General features: G+C 67.4%; 16 protein-coding genes. 4 read left to right on the top strand and 12 right to left on the bottom strand.

Annotated features, from left to right (window positions below; genetic code table 11):
- Positions 1–32: 32 nt before the first annotated feature.
- The 3 genes from ACZF5Y_RS05795 to ACZF5Y_RS05785 all read right to left on the bottom strand — a co-directional run bounded on the left by ACZF5Y_RS05795 (position 33) and on the right by ACZF5Y_RS05785 (position 3,936).
- Positions 33–659, bottom strand: a complete 627-nt coding sequence (locus tag ACZF5Y_RS05795) for an MBL fold metallo-hydrolase (RefSeq protein ID WP_497534865.1) — start codon at positions 657–659, stop codon at positions 33–35.
- Positions 659–1,744, bottom strand: a complete 1,086-nt coding sequence (locus ACZF5Y_RS05790) for an S-(hydroxymethyl)mycothiol dehydrogenase (protein WP_497534864.1) — start codon at positions 1,742–1,744, stop codon at positions 659–661. Before ACZF5Y_RS05790 ends, ACZF5Y_RS05795 begins: the two co-directional genes overlap by 1 nt.
- Positions 1,745–2,112: 368 nt before the next feature.
- Positions 2,113–3,936, bottom strand: coding sequence for an ABC-F family ATP-binding cassette domain-containing protein (locus tag ACZF5Y_RS05785; RefSeq protein WP_497534863.1), 1,824 nt, complete (start codon positions 3,934–3,936; stop codon positions 2,113–2,115).
- 110 nt (positions 3,937–4,046) lie between these two features.
- On the opposite strand from ACZF5Y_RS05785, the gene ACZF5Y_RS05780 reads away from it, so the two are divergent.
- Positions 4,047–5,957: a lipase family protein gene (locus tag ACZF5Y_RS05780; protein ID WP_497534862.1), complete on the top strand. Its 1,911-nt coding sequence runs from the start codon at positions 4,047–4,049 to the stop codon at positions 5,955–5,957.
- Between the two features lie 150 nt (positions 5,958–6,107).
- Here ACZF5Y_RS05780 and ACZF5Y_RS05775 read toward each other — a convergent pair whose 3' ends face one another.
- The 3 genes from ACZF5Y_RS05775 to ACZF5Y_RS05765 form a co-directional block, all read right to left on the bottom strand.
- On the bottom strand, positions 6,108–6,308 hold the full coding sequence (locus tag ACZF5Y_RS05775; protein WP_497534861.1) for a hypothetical protein: 201 nt from the start codon (positions 6,306–6,308) through the stop codon (positions 6,108–6,110).
- 50 nt (positions 6,309–6,358) lie between these two features.
- Positions 6,359–7,042, bottom strand: a complete 684-nt coding sequence (locus ACZF5Y_RS05770) for a DsbA family oxidoreductase (RefSeq protein ID WP_497534860.1) — start codon at positions 7,040–7,042, stop codon at positions 6,359–6,361.
- A 90-nt stretch (positions 7,043–7,132) separates the two neighbouring features.
- Positions 7,133–8,059, bottom strand: a complete 927-nt coding sequence (locus ACZF5Y_RS05765; RefSeq protein WP_497534859.1) for a 4-(cytidine 5'-diphospho)-2-C-methyl-D-erythritol kinase — start codon at positions 8,057–8,059, stop codon at positions 7,133–7,135.
- A 184-nt stretch (positions 8,060–8,243) separates the two neighbouring features.
- On the opposite strand from ACZF5Y_RS05765, the gene ACZF5Y_RS05760 reads away from it, so the two are divergent.
- Both ACZF5Y_RS05760 and ACZF5Y_RS05755 read left to right on the top strand, forming a co-directional pair.
- Positions 8,244–9,959, top strand: coding sequence for an MDR family MFS transporter (locus ACZF5Y_RS05760; RefSeq protein ID WP_497534858.1), 1,716 nt, complete (start codon positions 8,244–8,246; stop codon positions 9,957–9,959).
- A 4-nt stretch (positions 9,960–9,963) separates the two neighbouring features.
- Entirely contained in the window at positions 9,964–10,452 is a 489-nt protein-coding gene (locus ACZF5Y_RS05755) for a MarR family winged helix-turn-helix transcriptional regulator (protein ID WP_497534857.1), read from the top strand.
- Here ACZF5Y_RS05755 and rsmA read toward each other — a convergent pair.
- Genes rsmA through ACZF5Y_RS05735 form a run of 4 tightly spaced genes read right to left on the bottom strand, consistent with a single transcriptional unit; the run spans position 10,442 to position 14,385 of the window.
- Positions 10,442–11,350, bottom strand: coding sequence for a 16S rRNA (adenine(1518)-N(6)/adenine(1519)-N(6))-dimethyltransferase RsmA (gene rsmA / locus ACZF5Y_RS05750; RefSeq protein WP_497534856.1), 909 nt, complete (start codon positions 11,348–11,350; stop codon positions 10,442–10,444). The genes ACZF5Y_RS05755 and rsmA overlap by 11 nt on opposite strands.
- Positions 11,347–12,270: a TatD family hydrolase gene (locus tag ACZF5Y_RS05745; protein WP_497534855.1), complete on the bottom strand. Its 924-nt coding sequence runs from the start codon at positions 12,268–12,270 to the stop codon at positions 11,347–11,349. The genes rsmA and ACZF5Y_RS05745 overlap by 4 nt, the downstream gene beginning before the upstream one ends.
- Entirely contained in the window at positions 12,267–13,853 is a 1,587-nt protein-coding gene (metG, locus tag ACZF5Y_RS05740) for a methionine--tRNA ligase (protein WP_497534854.1), read from the bottom strand. Before metG ends, ACZF5Y_RS05745 begins: the two co-directional genes overlap by 4 nt.
- A 58-nt stretch (positions 13,854–13,911) precedes the next feature.
- Complete coding sequence (locus ACZF5Y_RS05735; RefSeq protein WP_497534853.1) at positions 13,912–14,385, bottom strand: OsmC family protein; 474 nt, start codon at positions 14,383–14,385, stop codon at positions 13,912–13,914.
- Positions 14,386–14,434: 49 nt separating this feature from the next.
- Between ACZF5Y_RS05735 and ACZF5Y_RS05730 the strand changes: the two genes are divergently transcribed.
- A complete protein-coding gene (locus ACZF5Y_RS05730) occupies positions 14,435–15,805 on the top strand; it encodes an aminotransferase class III-fold pyridoxal phosphate-dependent enzyme (RefSeq protein ID WP_497534852.1) in 1,371 nt (456 codons plus the stop codon).
- 124 nt (positions 15,806–15,929) lie between these two features.
- Here ACZF5Y_RS05730 and ACZF5Y_RS05725 read toward each other — a convergent pair whose 3' ends face one another.
- Positions 15,930–16,946, bottom strand: a complete 1,017-nt coding sequence (locus tag ACZF5Y_RS05725; RefSeq protein WP_497534851.1) for a PP2C family protein-serine/threonine phosphatase — start codon at positions 16,944–16,946, stop codon at positions 15,930–15,932.
- 30 nt (positions 16,947–16,976) lie between these two features.
- Positions 16,977–17,777 carry a YaaA family protein gene (locus ACZF5Y_RS05720; protein ID WP_497534850.1) on the bottom strand — a complete coding sequence of 267 codons (801 nt, stop codon included), beginning with the start codon at positions 17,775–17,777 and terminating at the stop codon, positions 16,977–16,979.
- Between the last annotated feature and the right edge of the window lies 1 nt (position 17,778).

Genomic DNA, 17,778 nt, shown 5'->3' with positions numbered 1-17,778 from the left:
CGGGCGTCGCCTGCGCCGAGCCCGCGCCCTGATCAGTGACCGCGCGCGATCCATTCGTCGAGATGCGGCGCCTCGGCACCGATCGTCGTGGTGTCGCCATGCCCGGTGTAGACGGTGGTGTCTGCGGGCAGCGTGAGCAGACGCTCGCGAATCGATTCGATGATCAACGGGAAATCGCTGAACGAGCGTCCTGTGGCCCCCGGGCCGCCCTGGAACAGCGTGTCACCGGTGAAGACGGCCCCGAGCGCGGGCGCGCTGAACGAGGTCGATCCTGGGGAATGGCCGGGCGTGTGCAGCGCGGTGATCTCGATGCCTGCCACGGTGAACACGTCGCCGTCTGCGATCTCGGCGTCGGGCGCGGTCTCGTGCACCGTCTCCCACAGCATCGCGTCTGCCGGGTTGAGGTGCAGCGGTGCACCGAGCACCGCTGCGGTGTCGCGAGCGGCCCGAATGTGGTCATCGTGCCCGTGAGTGAGCAGAATCGCCCGCACGGTGCGACCCGCGACCGCTTCGGCGACCGCGGCGGCATCGTGGGCCGGGTCGATCACGATCACCTCGGCGTCGTCTCCGACGAGCCAGACGTTGTTGTCGACCTCCCAGGTGCCCCCGTCGAGCGAGAACGTGCCGCTCGTGACGAGGCGTTCGATGCGTGCGCCCATCAGAGCACCACCACCGAACGCAGCACCGTGCCGTCGTGCATGCGGTCGAACGACGCCTCGACGTCGCCGAGGCCGACCCGCTCCGTCACGAAGCCGTCGAGATCGAGACGTCCGAGCTTGTACTGGTCGATCAGCATCTCGAAGTCTCGGCTCGGCAGGCAGTCGCCGTACCACGACGACTTCAGCGAGCCGCCGCGCCCGAAGACGTCGAGCAGCGGCAGCTCGAGCTGCATCTCGGGCGTCGGCACGCCGACGAGCACCACGCGGCCGGCCAGATCGCGTGCGTAGAACGCCTGACGGTACGTCTCGGGGCGCCCGACCGCGTCGATCACGACGTCGGCGCCGAAGCTGTCGGTGAGCGCGCGAATCGCCTCGACGGCGTCCTCGTTCTTCGAGTTCACCGTGTGCGTGGCGCCGAAGCGCTTCGCCTGCTCAAGCTTCGCATCGTCGATATCGACGGCGATGATCGTCGTGGCGCCCGCGAGCTGTGCGCCCGCGATCGCTGCCGTGCCGACGCCGCCGCAGCCGATCACGGCAACCGACTCGCCCCGCTTGACCTCGCCCGTGTTGATGGCGGCGCCGATGCCGGCCATCACGCCACAGCCCAGCAGGCCGACCGCAGCAGCATCCGACTCCTCATCGACCTTGGTGCACTGACCCGCTGCGACCAGCGTCTTCTCGATGAACGCGCCGATGCCGAGCGCCGGCGACAACTCGGTGCCGTCTTCAAGCGTCATCTTCTGCGTCGCGTTGTGCGTCGCGAAGCAGTACTGCGGCTGCCCCTTCGCGCACGCGCGGCACTGCCCGCAGACGGCGCGCCAGTTCAGGATCACGCGATCCCCCACGGCCACCTCGGTGACGCCCTCGCCGACCGCCGCCACACGACCGGTCGCCTCGTGACCGAGCAGGAACGGGAAGTCGTCGCTGATGCCGCCGAGCTTGTAGTGCAGATCGGTGTGGCAGACGCCGCTCGTGATGATGTCGACCACGGCCTCACCCGGGCCCGGATCGGGCACGATCACCGTTTCGATGGTCGCCGGCGCATTCTTCTCGCGAACGACAACGCCTTGCACTCGGTACGCCATGGGGTTCCTTTCACCGGGATTTCTCGGGCGCGCGCCGTGGGTCGAAGACCGAGCAGCGCACATATCCAGGCTATCGATACCCGCCGACATTCGCCCCGGATCACGACGCCTCTGCAACTCCGACGGCACATCGGCGCGCACGCGATCGATGAGCTGAAGCCAACGTGGATCTTCCATGCACCACTGGTGCAGCGACCGCACGGAGCACGATGCGCTTCCGTTGACGGAGCCCGTCGCGCACCCGCAACCCGTTACCCGTTCCCCGTTCCCGCGGAAATTCAGCGGATCGCGGACCGGTTCGCACGATGCAGTCAGCGATCAGCCGAATCTCCGCGTCGAGGTCAACTCACGTGCGTGGGCTAACGCCCCTACTCCAGCTCGCCCGACAGCTCCAGCCAGCGTTCCTCGAGCGCGGCGACCTCGTCTTCGATGGCGGTGATCTTCGTCATCTCCGCGTTGAGCAGCGTGTAGTCGGTCTGGTCGAAGTTCGCGAGCCCGTCGCGCGAGCGCACGATGTCGGCCTGCAGGCGCTCCATCTTGCGCTCGACGGCGGCGAGCTCTTTCTCGGCGGCGCGGCGGTCGGCGCCGCTGAGACCCGCCGCGGGTGCGGGGGCCGAGGCGCTCGGTGATCCGGCAGCACGCGACACCGATGCGGCGCTCACGTCGCGGCCCTGCTCCTGCGCGGTGCGCAACTCAAGGTACTGATCGACGCCGCCGGGCAGATGTCGCAGGTGCCGGTCGAGAATGGCGAACTGCTGATCGGTCACACGCTCCAAGAAGTAGCGGTCGTGCGACACGACGATGAGCGTGCCGGGCCACGAGTCGAGCAGGTCTTCCATTGCGGCGAGCATGTCGGTGTCGAGGTCGTTGGTCGGCTCGTCGAGAATCAGCACGTTGGGCTGATTAAGCAGGATCAGCAGCAGCTGCAATCGCCGCTTCTGGCCGCCCGAGAGATCTTTCACGGGCGTGGAGAGCTGCGCGCTGGTGAACCCCATGCGTTCGAGCAGCTGCCCCGGCGTCAGCTCCTGCGCTTTCGAGCCGCTGCCGACGGTGAAACTCGTGCGCAGGCGTCCGATGACGGTGCGCACCGGCTCCTGCAGGTGCTCCTCGAGCTCGTCGAGGCGCTGTGTCAGGGTCGCGACCTGCACGGTCTTGCCGCGCTTCACGCGACCCGAAGTCGGCTCGATCGTGCCCGAGATGAGGCCGAGCAGCGTCGACTTGCCGGCGCCGTTGACGCCCAGAATGCCGGTGCGTTCGCCGGGCGCGAGCATCCAATCGACGTCTTCGATGATGGTGCGATCGCCGTACGTGACCCCGGCCTCGACGAGGTTCACGACCTCCTTGCCGAGGCGCGCGACGGCCATCGACTGCAGCGACACGCGGTCGCGGATCTCGGGAACATCGGCGATGAGCTCATTCGCGGCATCGATGCGGAACTTCGGCTTCGAGGTGCGCGCGGGGGCGCCACGACGCAGCCAGGCCAGCTCCTTGCGCGCCAGGTTCTGGCGCTTCTGCTCGATTGTCGCGGCCTGACGGTCGCGTTCGACGCGCTGCAGAATGTACGCGGCGTACCCGCCCTCGAAGGGCTCGACGATGCGGTCGTGCACTTCCCAGGTGGTGGTGCACACCTCGTCGAGGAACCAGCGATCGTGGGTCACGACCAGCAGCGCCCCCTGCCCCGGCTGCCACCGACGCTTCAGGTGATTCGCGAGCCAGGCGATGCCCTCGACGTCGAGGTGGTTGGTCGGCTCATCCAGGAACAGAATGTCGAACTCCTGCACCAGCAAGCGGGCGAGGGCCACGCGCCGGCGCTGCCCGCCCGAAAGGGCATCCAGTGACGCCTCCCAATCGAGGTCCGAGACCAGGCCAGCGATGACCTCGCGCGCCTTCGCGTCGCCGGCCCATTCGTACTCGGGGCGATCCCCTACGATCGCGTGCCCGACGGTTTCGCCGTCGTCGAAGTTGTCGGCCTGGTCGAGCACCCCGATCGTTGTGCCGCCGCGCATGGTGACCTGCCCGCCGTCGGGTTCGCGCCGCCCGGCCAGCATCATCAGCAGACTCGACTTGCCGTCGCCGTTGCGGCCGACGATGCCGATGCGATCGCCCTCGGCGACGCCAAGCGTCACCGAGTCGAAGACAGTCTTCGTCGGAACTTCGAGATGCAGGGCCTCGGCCCCCAAGAGATGCGCCATAACCCCTCCAGCGTAGCCGTGCGCGCCGCGTGCTCAGTACACTGAGCGCAGTCGCGAGCACGCGGCAATCCGCCTCGATCCGCGCTGGATCCCGCTCGGAAGGCTCACCGGTGGCCCGCACGTCTCAGCCTGCACCGCTCGCACGTATCGTTCACGCGCTCGGTGAGGCGCGCACTCCGCTCCGGATCGCCCTCGGCCTCGCCGCAGTAGCGCTCGGGGCGGTGCTCGTGCTCGCCCCGATCAGCGTGCACGGCATCGCGATCATCACGGGTTTCGGTCTCGCCGCGATCGGCATCGCGGCGGCGCTCCCGGGTGGTGCCTCGGCTGGCAGCGCCTTGGCGAGCGGCGCCTCGGCGCGCGGTGTGCGCACGTCGACGCTGACTCGGCGCCTCGGAGCGACCGTGCTGATGATCGTCGGCCTGATCATGGCGGCGTGGCCGGTCGCGGGCGCCCCGTGGCTGGCGTTTCTCGCCGGTGCCGCGCTCGTCGTGCACGGCGCACTGGCGCTCGTCGCAGCGGTCGTCGACCGCACGGCGACGCTCGATCATCGCGTCAGCGGCGTCTGCCTCGCGCTCGCAACGGTCTTCGTCGGCGGCATCACGTTCTCCTGGCCCGTGCTCACCCTCCTACTCTTCCGCTACGGTGTCGGCGCGTGGCTCGTGCTCCTCGGGCTGCAGCTCTTGCTTGATCCGGTGATCGCCGCGATGCGCGCGCGACGGCAGGTTCGCACTGTTGCTGCCACTGCACCGAGCCCAGAAACTCGCCGCACCGCTGCGCTCGCTGCACCGTGGCGATGGGCACGCACGATCGCGTCTGGCATCGCTCTCGTCGCTTCGGTCGCGCTCGCACTCGGCAGCGGGTTCGTGCTCGGCGGCGTGCCGATGCCGGCGCCCGACGCCTTCTACGCCGCACCGGCTGCCGCACAGATCCCCGATGCGCCGGGCCAGCTCATTCGTTCGGAACCGCTCACCACCGGCGTCGCCGCGGGCGCCGAGGCGTGGAAGATCCTGTACACGACGACGCACCCCGACGGCAGCCCTGCCATCTCGAGCGGCACGGTGATCGTTCCCGCAGATCGCGAGAGCACAGCACTGCCGCTGTTGAGCATCGCGCACGGTACGAGCGGCGTCGTCGCGGCCTGTACGCCCTCGCTCAGTGCCACCCCGTTCTCAGATGGGGCCGGCGCCGCGCTCGCCGAGATGGTGACGCAGCACGGATGGGCGGCAGTGACCTCCGACTACATCGGGCTCGGCACCGCCGGCACGCACCCCTACCTCGTCGGCGAGGCGGAGGCCCGGAACGTGCTCGATGCCTCGCGTGCCGCCCAGCAGCTCTCGGGCCTGACGCTCTCCACCGACACCGTGGTGTGGGGCCACTCGCAGGGGGGCCAGGGTGCGCTCTGGACGGGGCAGGAAGCGGCGTCGTACGCGCCCGAGCTCACCGTGAAGGGCATCGCTGCATTCGCACCGGCGGCGAACCTCTACGGGCTCGCAGACGCTGACAAGAACGACCCTGCGGGGAAGACGGTCTCGGCGTACATCGCGACGACCTGGAACGACGTGTTTCCGGAACTCGACCTCGAGCGGCATCTCACCCCGGGGTCGGCCGGCGGGGTCGAAAAGATTCGTGAGCTCTGCTTCAGCGGTCACGACGGACTCGCGGCGATCCTGCTCGGCACCCAGGTACCCAATCAGATCTTCCCCGACAGCGCACTCGCGGGCCCCATCGGCGACATGCTCAAGCAGCAGACGCCGGATGGCCCCTTCCCGGCACCGGTGCTCGTAGCGCAGGGGCTCGCCGATCCGCTGGTGAAGCCGCAGTTGCAGCTCGACTACGTCGAGGGCCGCTGCGCTGCGGGCGTCACCCTCGACTACCGCACTTACCCGGGCCTGAATCACGGCACGCTCGTGGCCGAGGACTCTCCGCTCACACCCGAGCTCGTGCAGTGGACGCTGGATCGCTGGGACGACAAGCCGGCGACCCCGAACTGCGACGCCCTGCCGAACTCGGTGGCCGACTAGCGGGGCAGCGCACGCGCGGCCCCGCGCGCTCCGCTTCCTCGCGAACGCACCACTTTCGTGCGAGCGCACCGTTCACAAAGACGTGCACTCGCGCGAAAGCGGTGCGCTCGCGGGAGGATGTGGGCCACAGCTCCCGGGCTCAGCGCCGGGTCACACCGAGCAGCAGGACCCGCCGCAGCACGAGCCGCCCGACTCGGCATCGCCGAGCAGGTTGAGAATCTCACGGGCCTCGGCGTCGGCGAATGACGCGGCGCCCTCCAGTCCGGCTTCGGCCGAGAACTGGGGTGCGGCAGGCTCTGGGGCCGGGGCAACGTCGGTGGTGGCGCCTACGGTGGGCTGCTGGTCAGTCATGAGAACTCCTTGCTGCGGTTCGATCGGGAACGCCGCTGATACGGCTGATATTACTGGGCGGTCGCGGGTGCCGCACCGCGCTGGAATCCGAGTACCTGCTCGAAAACGTTCGCGAAGGCGTCGGCTGACTGCGCCCCCGAAACGCCGTACTGCTGATCGAGCAGGAAGAAGGGCACCCCGCTGATGCCGAGCTGCTGCGCGCGGGTGATATCGCGCTGCACCGCCTCGCCGTAGGCCTCATCGTCGAGAGCGGAGCGCACCTCGTCGGCGTCGAGCCCGGCTTCGGCGCCGAGCCGCGCGAGCGCGTCAGCATCGGACATGTCTTCGCCCTCCGCGAAGTACGCACGGAAGAGCCGCTCCTGCACGGCAGCCTGCACGCCGCGATCTTTCGCGAGGTGCAGTACGCGATGCGCGCGCTGCGTGTTGGCGTGCTTCACGTCGTGGAACCCGAACTCGACCCCCTCGGATGCGCCGAGCTCGGTCATCTGTCCGAGCATCTGCTCGACCTGTTCAGCCGGCATGCGCTTGTGCTTCACGAGGAAATCGACCTCGCTGCCCTGAAAGTCGAGTGGCGTATCGGGGGCGAGCTCAAAGCTGTGACTCTCCACCTCGATGGCAACCTCGGGGTGCTGCTCACGAAACGCTTGCACCGCCGTTTCGAAGCGGTGCTTGCCGAGGTAGCACCACGGGCAGGCGATATCGGACCAGATGTCGACGCGGATCGTTTCACTCACACCGAGTGCAGCGTTCGCGGGCCGCGCCGTATTCCCGCCCGGGATCGCGGAGCCCGAGGAGTCCCGGCGGTCCCCCGCCGCTCAGCGAACTCAGATGACGCGGGCGCCCGGCACCGGCCCCGAGACGGTCAGTGCGCGAGTGCCCTGCCGCCCCAGCACAGCGCGCAGTTCCGCGGCTTCCTGGGGCGTGCCGACGAGAAACGCGATCGTCGGCCCCGAACCCGAGACGATGCCGGCGAGCGCGCCGCGCGACTCCCCCAGCTCCAGAATCTCGGTCAGCTCGGGCGCGAGTTTGAGCGCGGCGACCTGCAGATCGTTGTGCATGGCCTCGGCGAGCGACCCCGCATCACCGATGCGCACGGCCTGCAGCACCGCGGTCTCGACCTTGACCAGGTCGGGCTGCGGGCCGAGATCGCGCGCGTGGCGGTCTCGATGCTCATCGAGAGTGCGATAGACGACGGGAGTGCTCAAGCCGGAGTCGGACATGGCGAGCACCCAGTGGAAGTCGCCCTTGGCGAGCGCCGGGCTCAATTCGTCACCGCGTCCGGTGCCCACGGCCGTGCCGCCCTCCAGCGCGAAGGGAACGTCGGCCCCGAGCTCGGCTGCGAGCGGCAGGAGTCCGTGGCGACCCAGGCCGGTACCCCAGAGCTCATCGCAGGCGACCAGCGTGGCGGCGGCGTCGGCCGACCCGCCACCCATGCCACCGGCGATCGGCACGCGCTTCAGCACGGTCAGCGCCGCCCCGCCCGCGTACCCGGTGCGCTGGGCAAGCAGTTTCGCGGCGATGAGCGCGAGATTGGTGTCGTCGCACGGCAGCTGCGATGCGTCGACGGGCCCGACGAAGCGTACCGAGAAATCATCGGAGTGCTCGGCCGTCACTTCTTCGAAGAGCGAGACCGCCTGGTAGAGGGAGGCGACGTCGTGGTAGCCATCGTCTTGCAGCGCGCCAACACGGAAGAAGACATTGATCTTCCCCGGAGCCCGGACTGTGACCGGACCCCCTCCGCTCCTACCCATGCCCCTACGCTAGCGCACGCTCCAACATTCTTTTGACGCATTGCGCCCCATCGCCACGCCACTCGCACAGGTAGTTGACATCCATCAACCAAGTGCTATCGTTGATCTCCGTCAACAGTTGATCCAAGTCAACCGACGCGCGTCCGCCCGGCGCGACCCCGCAGCACACAGAAACCAGGAATTCATGTCTCTCCCCGCTTCCGCGCACACGGAGCGCCCGAAGATGACGCATCGGCAGGTTCTCGAAGCCCTGTCGGGCCTCCTCCTCGGCATGTTCGTCTCGATGCTCGCCTCGACCGTCGTCTCGAGCTCGCTCCCCGTCATCATCCACGACCTCAAAGGCGACCAGACCGCTTACACCTGGGTTGTCACCGCGACCCTGCTCACGACGGCGATCTCGACGCCGATCTGGGGCAAGCTCTCCGACCTCTTCAACCGCAAGGTGCTGTTCCAACTCGCGATCGCGATCTTCGTGCTCGCGACCGCAGCGGCAGGCTTCTCGCAGGATCCCGGTACCATGATCGCGTTCCGCGCGGTGCAGGGCGTCGGCGCCGGCGGCCTCGCCGCCCTCAGCCAGGTCATCATGGCCGACATCATCAGCCCGCGCGAACGCGGCCGCTACATGGGGCTCTTCGGCGCCGTGATGGCACTGTCGACCGTCGGCGGCCCGCTGCTCGGTGGCGTCATCACCGACTCGATCAACTGGCGCTGGAACTTCTTCGTCGCACTCCCCTTCGCCGTCGCCGCACTGATCATCGTGCAGAAGACACTGCACCTGCCGGCGCGCCCCGCGAAGCGGACCAGCATCGACTACTTCGGCATCGTGCTGCTCTCAGCGGCCGTCTCGCTGCTGCTCATCTGGGTCACCAACGCCGGCAAGGATTACGACTGGTGGAGCCTGACCACGGTACTCATGGTGGGTGGCGCCATCGTTTCGACAGTGCTCTTCATCATCGTGGAGCTCCGCTCGAAGGAGCCGCTCATCCCGCTGACGCTCTTCCGCAGCCGCACGTTTACTCTCGCCGTCGTCGCATCGATTGCCACCGGCATCGCGATGTTCGGCTCTTCGGTGTTCCTCAGCCAGTACATGCAGCTGTCGCGCGGCGCCACGCCCACCCAGGCCGGCATCATGACGATCCCGATGATCGCGGGCCTGCTGCTCGCTTCGATCGGCGTGGGCGCCCTCATCACCCGGTTCGGCACGTGGAAGCCGTACTTGATCGTCGGCGCCGTGCTGCTCATCGCTGGCTCGACGCTGCTCTCGACAATTCACTACGACACCAATTTCGCGCTGGTTTCGCTCTACATGTTCCTGCTGGGTGCCGGCGTCGGTATGACGATGCAGAATCTGGTGCTCGTCGTACAGAACACCACCAACCCTGAACAGATTGGCGTCGCGAGCTCGGGAGTCACCTTCTTCCGCAGCCTCGGCGGCACCATCGGGGTCTCGGTGATGGGTGCGGCTCTCGCGACCAAGGTCGCCGACCTCATGGGATCGGACTCGATCCTGGCGAAGATGGCTGCGGCGATCAAGTCGCTCGGTGAGGAGGGTGCGTCCGTCGCCGCCCAGTTGCAGTCAGGAACGCTGCCCGAGGTTTCGAAGATGCCGGAGGCCGTTCGAGTGATCATCGAGGACGTCTACGCGCAGGGCATCTCGCACTCGTTCTTGATCGCCGTGCCGTTCGCGGTGCTCAGCCTCCTTGCGATCATCTTCCTGCCGAACGCGCCGCTCACTCGCATGACGAACTCCGAGCGCGCACAGGCTGCCGAAGCCGACCTCGCCACTGTTTCGACCGCCGAGGGCATGGCCGTGCTCACCGCCACGGGCAGTGTTCCCGTGGTCGGCGAAACCGGCGAATCCGCAGGTGCAGCCCGGTCGGCACAGTCGAGCGAGCGGTAACGTCATGACACGCACTCCGGCGCCGTCACCCATCACCGCTCGCGGCGATGGGGGCGGCGCCCGTCTCCAGGCGTTCGAGGCGCTCGAGCGCGAATTCGAAGACCTGTTCAACCAGTTCCGCCGCTCGGCCATGGCGAACGCCGCTGCGGTCAGCGAGGGCATGCTCCCCGGCTCCTACAAGGTGCTCACGTCGATCTCGCGATGCGGCACCGTGTCGCTCTCGGAGCTCACCGAACTGCTCATGACCGACAAGGGTCAGCTCAGCCGCACCGTGCGAGACCTCGATGAGCGCGGGTTGATCGACCGCGCACCGGACCCCTCGGACGGGCGGTCGATCCGACTCTCGATCAGCGACTTCGGGGCTGAGCGCCTCGCTGCCACGCGCGGCGAGAAGGAGCACGAGCTCCGCGACGCGATGCAGGCGTGGTCGGTCGCCGACATCACGCGATTCACAGAACTGCTGCACGCACTGTCGACCGGGCTTACTCCGTGAAGTTCGCCGCGGCCCGGGCGATCGCCAGGTAGTCGTCGATGCCGAGCTGCTCGGCACGCACCTGGGGGTCGATTCCGGCGGCGGTGAGGATCGCCACTGTGCGATCAAAGTTGCCGAGTACGGGCTGCACGGCCTGACGCAGCATCTTGCGACGCTGCGCGAACGCGGCGTTCACCAGATCGAAGGTCGCACGGCGCTCCGCTTCGCTGCCTCGCGGCGATTCACGGCGGTCGTACCCGACGAGCACCGAGTCGACGCCCGGCACAGGCCAGAAGATCTTGCGGCTCACCGTGCCGGCGATGCGCCACGGCCCGTACCATGCCGCTTTCGCGCTCGGCGATCCGTACTCCTTCGAGCCCGGCTGCGCCGCGATGCGGTAGCCGACTTCTGCCTGCACCATCACCAGGCCGCTGCGCAGCTCGGGAATCAATTCGAGCAGGTGCATCAGGATCGGCACCGACACGTTGTACGGCAGATTCGCGACCAGGTGCTCAGGCGGATGCGGGAAGTCGCCTGCCGTGACCTCGAGAGCGTCGCTGCGCACGACACGGAGGCGCGGATGCGCGGGATCGGCAAAGACGTCCGGTTGCATCGCACGCGCCGTCGCCGGAAGCTCGGCCGCGAGGCGATGGTCGATTTCGACCGCGGTCACATAGGCGCCGATCTCGGTGATGCCGAGTGTCAGCGACCCGAGACCCGGGCCCACCTCGACCACGCGCGCTCCCGATTCGATGCCCGCGAGCCGCACGATCTTGCGCACTGTGTTCGGGTCGATGACGAAATTCTGCCCGAGCTTCTTCGTCGGCGACACCCCCAGGCGCTCGGCGAGCTCACGGACCTGCGTCGGGCCGAGCAGCCCGGCCGAAGACGCGTCGTGGGAGGGTTCGAGCGGGCTCATGCGTTCGCCTGCGTTTCGACTTCGGCGTCCCAGGTGCCGTACACGCGCTCCGTGTTGGCCGCGAGCAGGGCGCACAGCTCGTCGAGCGGCGTTCCGAGCGTCTCGGCGAGGCGGCGCACCGTGTAGGGCAACAGGTAGGGCGCGTTCGGGCGCCCGCGGTACGGCTCGGGCGTCAGGAACGGCGCGTCGGTCTCCGCGAGCAGCAGCTCCGGCTTCGCGATCGCGAAGGCTTCGCGCAGTGCCGGGGCATTTTTGAACGTCGTGGTCCCCGCGACGGAGAGATACCAACCGTGCTCGTTGCAGAGCTTGGCGAGGCGGGTGTCGCCCGAGAAGCAGTGGAACACGGTGCGCTCGGGTGCCCCCACGCGCAGCAGCGTCGCCACGACCTCGTCGTGTGCATCGCGGTCGTGAATCTGCAGCGCGATGCCGTTCGCCTTCGCGATGTCGATGTGTGCCTCGAACGACTCGATCTGAGCCTCGCGCCCGTCTTCTCCGGTGCGGAAGAAGTCGAGGCCGGTCTCGCCGATCGCGCGCACCCTCGGCTGGGCGGCGAGGCGCGAGAGCTCGGAGAGCTGCTCGCAGAGCAGCCCCTGCGCAGCGACGCGCGGCGCCTCGTTCGGATGCAGCGCGACCGCCGCGAGGACTCGGGGATCGCTTGCCGCGAGTTGCGCACTCCACCGGCTCGTCTCAAGATTCGTGCCGACTTGCACGACTCCGCGAACGCCGACCTGCTCGGCCCGCGCGAGCGAGTCGAGCGGATCGAGCTGGTCGACCCCGTCCTCGAACTCGAGGTGCGTGTGGTTGTCGTAGATCGCGACGGGCAGCGGCTCCGGGGGCTCGGGGCGCGTCAGGTCGCGGCCGCTCGCACTCGTGCGCTTCCGGATTCCCCCGGTTGGCACCGCTGCGGATGCGTCGTTCACTTGCTTGACTCGTCCGTTTCGATGCGCGGGAAGAGCACGGCGAGCGCGTGCTGCTCAGTGCCTGCGGGCAAGGCGCCCCAGACGCCCGCTTCGCGAATCGGGCGCGCATCAAGTGCACCGAGCGCTGCTTCAGCGCCGAGCGCCGCCCAGAGCTTTGAGGTTGCAAGCGGCACCACCGGAGCCAACAGCTCGGCGAGCACGCGCAGGCCCTCGGTTGCCGTGTAGAGCACCGTACCGAGACGCTCGCGCTGCGCCGGATCTTTCGCCAGTGCCCACGGCTCCTGGTCGGTGATGTACCCGTTGAGAGCGTCGACGAGCTCCCAGACGGCGGCAATCGCCTCGTGGATTACGAATGCCTCGATGCGCGCGTCCGCGCGCTGGGCAACCGACCCGGCCAGCTCACGAATCGCTGCGTCAGCGGGCTGCTCGGCCCCTGCCTCGGGCACGCGTCCGTCGAAGTACTTGGCGTTCATCGCGAGCACCCGGCTCGCGAGATTACCGAAGCCGTTGGCAAGTTCGGCCTGGTAGCGCGCCGCCAGGTCTTCCCAGCTGAACGAGCCGTCTTGCCCGAAAGAGATGGCGCGCATGAAGTAGTAGCGGAACGCGTCGGAACCGAAGGTGTCGGTGATCTCGTTCGGAGCGATACCCGTGAGCTTCGACTTCGACATCTTCTCGCCGCCGACAAGCAGCCAACCGTGCGCGAAGACGTGCTTCGGCACCTCGAGACCGGCCGCCATCAGCATCGCGGGCCAGATCACGGCGTGGAAACGGAGGATGTCTTTGCCGACGAGGTGGTTCGCGGGCCACCGGCGGTCGAACTCGGCGTCGTCTTGGCCGTACCCGATCGCAGTGACGTAGTTGAGCAGCGCGTCGAACCACACGTAAGTGACGTGCGATGCGTCCCAAGGAATCGGAATGCCCCAGTCGAACGAGGTGCGCGAGATCGACAGATCTTCAAGCCCCTGCTGCACGAATGCGATGACCTCGTTGCGCGCGCTGGCCGGCTGCACGAAATCGGGGCGCTCCTCATAGAGCGCGAGCAGGCGATCTTGAAATGCACTCATCTTGAAGAAGTAGTTCTTCTCCTGGAGCAGCTCCAGCGGCTTCGAGTGGATGGCACACACTTTCTGGCCCTCGAATTCACCCGTGCCGTCGACGATCTCGCTCTTCGGCTTGAACTCTTCGCAGCCGACGCAGTAGAGCGCCTCGAACTCGCCCGCGTAGACGTGGCCGTCGTCGTAGAGCTTCTGCAGAAACTTCGCGACGCCCGCTTCGTGGCGCGCATCCGTTGTGCGAATGAAGTCGTCGTTCGAAATATCGATGAGATCGAGCAGCGGCTTCCACGAGGATTCGACAAGCCGATCAGCCCACTCCTTCGGCGCGACCCCGTTCGCGGTCGCCGTGCGCAGGATCTTCTGGCCGTGCTCATCAGTACCCGTGAGGAACCACGTGTCGTCGCCCGACTGCCGGTGCCAGCGAGCCAGCACGTCGGCGGCTACCTCGGTGTAGGCGTGCCCGATGTGCGGAGCGTCGTTGACGTAGAAGATCGGGGTCGTCAGGTAGAACGGGGAGGGGTTGGCCATGGGTTCCATTCTATTGGCAAGCAGCCGAGCCGGCTGTCCGCGCGGCTCTGGCTGAGCACTACGCAGATGCCACGACGATTTCGGGTTCATGGCGAACCGGGAAGTTCACGGAACTCGCGATAAAGCACGCAGCGTAGGCATCGGCATGAGCCGCGCGAGCCGCCTCGACCATCGAAGCGTCGGTGATGGTCACACGCGGATGCAGCACCACCTCTTCGAACGCTCCCCCGACGCCGCTCTGCCGCATCGTTCCCGTCGCGGCGTCGGTGTACGCGGTCACCACGACCCCGGCGCGCACCGCCATGTGCAAATAGGAGAGCATATGGCACTGTGCGAGCGCGGTGACGAGCAGCTCTTCGGGATTCCAGCGATCCCGATCTCCATGGAATGTTGGATCTGCGGACGCCTCCAGCGCCGCTTTTCCGTCGGCATGAACGAGGAGCTCGCGACCGTACTCCCGATAACCGCTGGTGCCGCTCCCCCGGTTGCCCGTCCACTCGATGCCAACCCGGTACTCGTGCAGATCCTTCATGTGTCCAGACTAAACGGAACCCCCGACACGCGAGAGTAGGATCGACTCCATGAGTTCAGCGACCAGCACCGCAGCAGTCCGCACCGAATCCACCGTGCCGCAGGAGCGCCTCGTGCGCACCGCGATCCCCGGCCCCCGCTCGCAGCAGATCCATGAGCGACGTCGCGCCGTGGTGCCGCCCGGAGTGCACAGCGTGCTGCCGGTCTACATCGAGCGCGCCCACGACTCGATCCTGGTCGATGTCGACGGCAACCAGATCATCGATGTGTGCGGAGGCATTGGCGTCACCACGATCGGGCACACCGACGACCGCGTGGTGGCTGCCGCGACTGAGCAGCTCCAGAACGTCACCCACACGCTCTTCACCATGACGCCGTACGAGCCATACGTCGCCGTTGCCGAGCACCTCGCGAAGCACGTGCCGGGTTCGACCGCTGCCGCACCGTACAAAACACTGCTCATGAACTCGGGCGCTGAAGCCGTGGAGAACGGCGTAAAGATCGCGCGCAAGTTCACCGGCCGCCCGGGCGTTGCCGTGCTCGAGCACGCGTATCACGGGCGTACGCTCCTCACGAGCAGCATGAACCACAAGGCCGCGCCCTACGCGCTCGGCTACGGCCCCCGCGTCGGCGACATCTACAAAGCACCGAACTCGTATCCCCTCCACGACGGCCTGAGCGGCGTCGACGCCGCGAAGCGCACGATCGCCTACCTCGAAAAGCAGGCCGGCGCATCCGATCTCGCCTGCCTCGTGGTCGAGCCCATCCAGGGCGAGGGCGGCTTCATCGTGCCCGCCGACGGATTCCTCCCGGCACTCGCCGAGTGGTGCCGCGCGAACGGCATCGTATTCATCGCCGACGAGGTGCAGGCCGGCATGGCCCGCACCGGCTCCGTCTTCTCGATCGAGCAGTTCGGCGTCATCCCAGACATCGTGCTCTCCGCCAAGGGCATCGCCGGGGGCCTCCCGCTCGCCGGCATCACCGGCCGCGCCGAGATCATGGATGCATCGCAGCCCGGCGGGCTCGGCGGAACCTTCGGCGGCAACCCGGTGTCGTGCGCCGCGGCCGTCGCGGTGTTCGAACAGATCGAAGAGCTCGACCTGCTCGCAGAGGCACGCCGCATCGAGGCGAATTTTGGAGGCGGCCTGCGCGAACTGCAGCAGCGCTTCCCCGCAATCGCCGAGGTACGCGGCAAAGGCGCGATGCTCGCAATCGAGATGACGCGACCCGGCACGCTCGAGCCTGACGCTGAACTCGTCGCCCGCGTGATCGATGCGGCGGCGCAGCGCGGCGTGCTACTGCTCAGCAGCGGCGTGCACAACCAGGCGATCCGATTCTTGCCCTCGCTCAAGATCACCGACGAGCTTATCGCGGATGTGCTCTCCGTGCTCGACGAGTCATTCGCCATCGCGAGCCAGTAACTCCCGATTGACGACAGAGCGCCCCGAGCCGTGACCGGCTCGGGGCGCTCTGTCGTTTCAGGAGTACTGCAGCACAGTTGCCCGGCGAGTGCCGCACGCGCAGGCCCGTACGGTGAGTGCTGGCTTAGGCCCGCTCAGCCGTCGGAGTATCCGGGAGAACCACGGGCTCAGTATCGGCCGGCTCCTCATCTGCGGCGTCGGCTTCTGCATCAGGTGCGGCTGGGCGGGCTTCTCCCGATTCGGCGCCGTCGCGTTCGGGAGTGGACACCGTACCGTCGTCACCCGACACAGGGGCCTCTGACACCGGCTCATCTTCGAGTTCGATGCCGGAACCTGCGAGGCTGCCAGTGTCGACGACATCGCCGACCGCGTGCACGTCGATCACGACGACCGTGACGTTGTCGCGACCGGCGTTATCGAGCGCGTGATGCACCAGGGCCCGAGCCGCCGCCTCGGCGGTCGGCTCAGTCGCGAGGAAGTGCTGGATGCCGATATCGGTGAGCTCTTTGGTGAGCCCATCCGAGCAGATCAGCAGCCGTTGGCCGGGAATCAGCGCGAGCGACGTGTAATCCGGAATCGGAGCCTCATTGAACCCCACCGCCCGTGTAATCACGTTCGCGTGCGGGTGCACCTCGGCTTCTTCTTCGGTGATCGCACCCGTATCGATGAGGTGCTGCACAACCGAGTGATCCACGGTGATCTGGCTGAGCGCGCCCTTGAAGTACTGGTAGACCCGGGAATCCCCGATGTTGAAGACTTTCCAGGTCGGATCGGCGTCGGTGCCGAGCACGACACCGGTGACCGTCGTTCCGGCACCCAATTCGGTGTCGCCGGCATCGAGCTCGATATCGTCGACCGCATCGCCGAGCGTGTCATCGATGTCGGTCTCGGAAACCGTTTCTCTCCCGCCGAGCTCGGCGAGCCGCCGCACGACGGCAGCTGACGCGATTTCACCCGCGGAGTGCCCACCCATGCCATCGGCGATCGCGAACACCGGTGGCGTGGTCACGTAACTGTCTTGGTTCGTTTCTCGCCTGCGACCGACATCGGTCAACGCGAACCACGAGAGCTCGAGTTCGAGGTCGCCGCCGGCGCGGTAGTTCAGACGACGTCGAACGCCGTTCTCTCCGCGAGCCGTCACAGCTTCCCTCCCATAGACACCCGAGCCATACTACCCTGCCTCAGACGCACGCACGGAGGCCCGGCCCGGAGCCCCGTGGTCGGTGACCAGGGTCACGACGGCATTTGCAACGTCGATATGCATCTCCAACTGCTCGGCAGCCGCCCAGGCGAGCAGCCCATCGATGTCGTCGATGCGCGCGGCCGAAGTGGCGAGCCGACGCACGAGATGCCCCTTCGCCGACTTGTTGAAGTGGTTGAGCGCGCGCACTTCACCGTTTTCCGCACGTTGCGCAACGTGCAAGAACCAGCCTTCACCTTCCGGCAGCGGTGCGAGCGCAGCGTAGTCCTGGGAACGGAGATCGAGAATGAAGTCGCTCTCCGTGTGCCAGCCCGCATGCTCATGCGCCTCAGCCCAGATCCGTTTCATGGGCGCGCTGAGCGTTGGGAGCCGCGAGCTCGCCGAGAGCCGGTAGGCCGGGATCGGATCGCCAGCACCGATCAATCCGAACAGCGCGGACTGCACCGCGACGTGCGCATGCAACCATGCGCGCGCCTCCGCGTCGAGCGACGCAACATCGAGCGCATCGTAGAGCACTCCGGTGTACCGCTCGATCGCCGGGAGTACACCGCTCGACTCGAGCTCGAGGTTGCGTTCCGCCTCATCGCGGTTCTTCACGCCGAGTTTCAGCGCCTTGACGGCGCTCTCCGGGTCGCTGCTCACCGTTTCGAGCGCACCGCGCACACGTTCCCGCGCCGATCGCAGGGATTCAGCGTGACGTAGCGCGGTCGGATCGAACGCGCCGGATCCACCGGTGCGCTTCGTCTCCGATGGCGGAAGCAGGAGGAGCATG

The organism is Leucobacter sp. WKLB1 (genome assembly GCF_059696215.1).
Note: the sequence above shows the minus strand (reverse complement) of the source record. Positions and strands in the feature narration are given on the sequence as shown.

Excerpts from the sequence above, each read along its gene's own strand:
- ACZF5Y_RS05795 (WP_497534865.1), bottom strand. The coding sequence starts at position 659 with ATGGGCGCACGCATCGAACGCCTCGTCACGAGCGGCACGTTCTCGCTC.
- ACZF5Y_RS05790 (WP_497534864.1), bottom strand. The coding sequence starts at position 1,744 with ATGGCGTACCGAGTGCAAGGCGTTGTCGTTCGCGAGAAGAATGCGCCG.
- ACZF5Y_RS05785 (WP_497534863.1), bottom strand. The coding sequence starts at position 3,936 with ATGGCGCATCTCTTGGGGGCCGAGGCCCTGCATCTCGAAGTTCCGACG.
- ACZF5Y_RS05775 (WP_497534861.1), bottom strand. The coding sequence starts at position 6,308 with ATGACTGACCAGCAGCCCACCGTAGGCGCCACCACCGACGTTGCCCCG.
- ACZF5Y_RS05765 (WP_497534859.1), bottom strand. The coding sequence starts at position 8,059 with ATGGGTAGGAGCGGAGGGGGTCCGGTCACAGTCCGGGCTCCGGGGAAG.
- ACZF5Y_RS05760 (WP_497534858.1), top strand. The coding sequence starts at position 8,244 with ATGTCTCTCCCCGCTTCCGCGCACACGGAGCGCCCGAAGATGACGCAT.
- ACZF5Y_RS05755 (WP_497534857.1), top strand. The coding sequence starts at position 9,964 with ATGACACGCACTCCGGCGCCGTCACCCATCACCGCTCGCGGCGATGGG.
- rsmA (WP_497534856.1), bottom strand. The coding sequence starts at position 11,350 with ATGAGCCCGCTCGAACCCTCCCACGACGCGTCTTCGGCCGGGCTGCTC.
- metG (WP_497534854.1), bottom strand. The coding sequence starts at position 13,853 with ATGGCCAACCCCTCCCCGTTCTACCTGACGACCCCGATCTTCTACGTC.
- ACZF5Y_RS05735 (WP_497534853.1), bottom strand. The coding sequence starts at position 14,385 with ATGAAGGATCTGCACGAGTACCGGGTTGGCATCGAGTGGACGGGCAAC.
- ACZF5Y_RS05730 (WP_497534852.1), top strand. The coding sequence starts at position 14,435 with ATGAGTTCAGCGACCAGCACCGCAGCAGTCCGCACCGAATCCACCGTG.
- ACZF5Y_RS05720 (WP_497534850.1), bottom strand. The coding sequence starts at position 17,777 with ATGCTCCTCCTGCTTCCGCCATCGGAGACGAAGCGCACCGGTGGATCC.